We start from the raw sequence: 2,816 nt of genomic DNA on the forward strand, positions 1-2,816 counted from the left end.
GTGTGCAGCAGGGTCAGCGGGACGTCGGGGTGGTGGGCCGGCCCACCAGGTCCGCGTACGTCCACTCGCGGCAGCTCGCGCCGCCGGAGAAGACGACCCGGTGGTTGGTCACGACGGCCATCCCCTCGTCGACGACCCGCAGGCCCGTCGGCAGCCCGCGCCGGGGCGGGTGGGCGCCCGGGGCCGTGACGGTCAGCTCCGGCGCGGGTAGTCCGGCGATGTGCCGCGCGCCGGCCTCGGCCAGCTCCGCGGTCGGCAGCACCCGGTAGACGACCTCGTCGCGGCCCAGGTCCATCGGCAGGCTGTCCCGCGGGTGCGCGTACCCGTGGAAGCCGGCGGCCTCGATCCGCAGCCGCACCAGGTGGTCGTTGCGCCGGTGCCAGACCGCGGTCGCGCTGTCGAACGCGCGCCGCCGGCGCTGATTCTCGCGGACCGCCCAGGTGACCCGCCATCGGGGCGCCGCCGCCCGGCCCGGCATGGTGGTGGGTGAGTGTGCCGTCACGTCGAGTACAACCACTCCCGCCGCGCCAGGACACGCGCCGGGGATCGATGCGTACCTTTAGCTCCGAAAGGAGAGATTTGGCCCGCGGCGCACGAGCGCCGGGCGCGGGCCGGGGCCAGCGGTGTTATTCGGTTGCCCACCCGCGGACGCGCTGGTCGACTGAGTCGGTCACGCCACCGACCACGAAGGATCAGCGATGCGAGCTGCGTTCATGTCCAACCGCCTGGGAATGATCATTCACCCGAAGGACATGACGCTTCGTGAAGACCTTGAACATCGGCATCCTCGCGCATGTTGACGCCGGCAAGACCAGCCTGACCGAACGCCTGCTACACGCCGTCGGCGTCATCGACGACCTGGGCAGCGTGGACGACGGCACCACCCGCACCGACTCGATGGCGCTGGAGCGGCAACGCGGCATCACCATCCGATCCGCGGTGGCCTCCTTCGTCGTCGACGACGTCACGGTCAACCTCATCGACACACCCGGCCACCCGGACTTCATCGCCGAGGTGGAACGGGTCCTCGACCTGCTCGACGGTGTGGTGCTCGTGGTCTCCGCCGTCGAGGGCGTACAGGCACAAACCCGGGTGCTGATGCGCACGCTCCAGCGGCTGCGCCTGCCGACCCTGATCTTCATCAACAAGATCGACCGGGCCGGGGCCGACCCCGACCGGGTGCTGCGCGACCTCGCCGCCCGGCTCACCCCCGCCGTCGTGGCGACGGGCGCCGTGCACGGCGCCGGTACGCCGGCGGCCCGCTGCGTACCCCACCCCGACACCGACCCGGTCTACACCCGGCGGCTGCTCGACCTGCTCACCGCGCGCGACGACGCGCTGCTGGCCGAGTACGTCGAGGACGAGCGGCGGCTGACCGGACGGCGGCTGCGCGAAGTCCTCGCGGCGCAGACCCGGCAGGCGCTGGTCCATCCGGTGTTCGCCGGCTCCGCGATCACCGGCGCGGGCGTGGCACCGCTGATCGCCGGCCTCACCGAGCTGTTGCCGGTGGCCGAGGACGGCGCCGACGGACCGACCTCCGGCACCGTCTTCAAGGTGCAGCGGGGCCCCTCGGGCGAGCGGATCGCCTACGTCCGGCTGTTCGGTGGCACCGTACGGGTGCGGGACCGGCTGCCCGTCGGTGCGGGACGCCTCGCCACGGTCACCGGGATCGAGGTCTTCGACCGGGGCGCGACCGTCCGCGACGACGCCGTCGGCGCCGGCCGGATCGCGCTGCTGCGCGGCCTCGGCGACGTCCGGATCGGCGACCCGGTCGGGGCGGCGCGGCGCACCGGAGCCACCGGCGGCCACCACTTCGCCCTGCCCACCCTGGAGACCGTGGTCGTGCCGGAGCGGGAGGCGGATCGGGGCGCCCTGCACGCCGCACTCAGCCAGCTCGCCGAGCAGGACCCGCTGATCGACGTCCGGGTGGACGAGGTCCGGCGGGAAATCACCGTCTCGCTCTACGGCGAGGTCCAGAAGGAGGTCATCCAGGCGACGCTCGCCGCGGAGTACGGCGTGGCGGTCGGCTTCCGGGAGACGACGACGGTCTACGTGGAACGGCTGGTCGGCACCGGAGCGGCGGTCGAGCTGATCGGGGTGGCGCCCAACCCGTTCCTGGCCACCGTGGGTCTGCGGGTGGCACCGACGGCGACCGGCAGCGGGTTCCGCTTCCGGCTCGGCGTCGAACTCGGCTCGATGCCGCCCGCCTTCTTCACCGCGGTCGAGGAGACCGTCCGGGCGACGCTGCACCAGGGACTGCACGGCTGGCAGGTCCTCGACTGCGAGGTGACGATGACCCACGCCGGCTACTGGGCCCGGCAGAGCCACTCGCACGGCACCTTCGACAAGAGCATGTCCAGCACCGCCGGGGACTTCCGCAACCTCACCCCGCTGGTGCTCATCGAGGCGCTGCGCCGGGCCGGCACCCGGGTGGAGGAACCGATGCACCGGTTCCGGCTGGAGATCCCGGGCGACGCGCTCAGCGCCGTACTGCCCGTGCTGGCCAGGCTGGACGCGGTGCCCCACGCGACGCTCGCGCGGGGCTCGTCGTACGTGGTCGAGGGCGACGTGCCGGCGCGGCGGGTGCACGCCGTACAGCAGCGGCTGCCCACGCTGACCCGGGGTGAGGGGATCTTCGAGTCCACCTTCGACCACCACCGCCCGGTCCACGGCGAGCCGCCCACCCGCCCCCGCACCGACCACGACCCGACCGACCGCAAGGACGTACCTGCTGGCCGTCGCCCGCCGGGTGACCGCGCGGCGGGGTGAGCGGTGACGGGTGCCCCCCGCCCCGTGGGGGCACCCGTCACCGCCGC

At 73.5% G+C, this 2,816-nt stretch carries 2 protein-coding genes; one reads left to right on the forward strand and one right to left on the reverse strand.

From position 1 onward, the window contains the following. Positions 1–13 precede the first annotated feature (13 nt). The gene (locus JNW89_RS33380) at positions 14–502 is read right to left on the reverse strand and encodes a hypothetical protein (protein ID WP_238452073.1); all 489 of its coding nucleotides are present in this window, start codon (positions 500–502) and stop codon (positions 14–16) included. Positions 503–762: 260 nt separating this feature from the next. On the opposite strand from JNW89_RS33380, the gene JNW89_RS33385 reads away from it, so the two are divergent. Continuing rightward, positions 763–2,769 (forward strand): translation factor GTPase family protein, encoded by a 2,007-nt coding sequence (locus tag JNW89_RS33385; protein ID WP_238452074.1) that lies wholly within the window; start codon positions 763–765, stop codon positions 2,767–2,769. Positions 2,770–2,816: the final 47 nt, after the last annotated feature.

Source organism: Micromonospora sp. 4G55 (assembly GCF_016803375.1).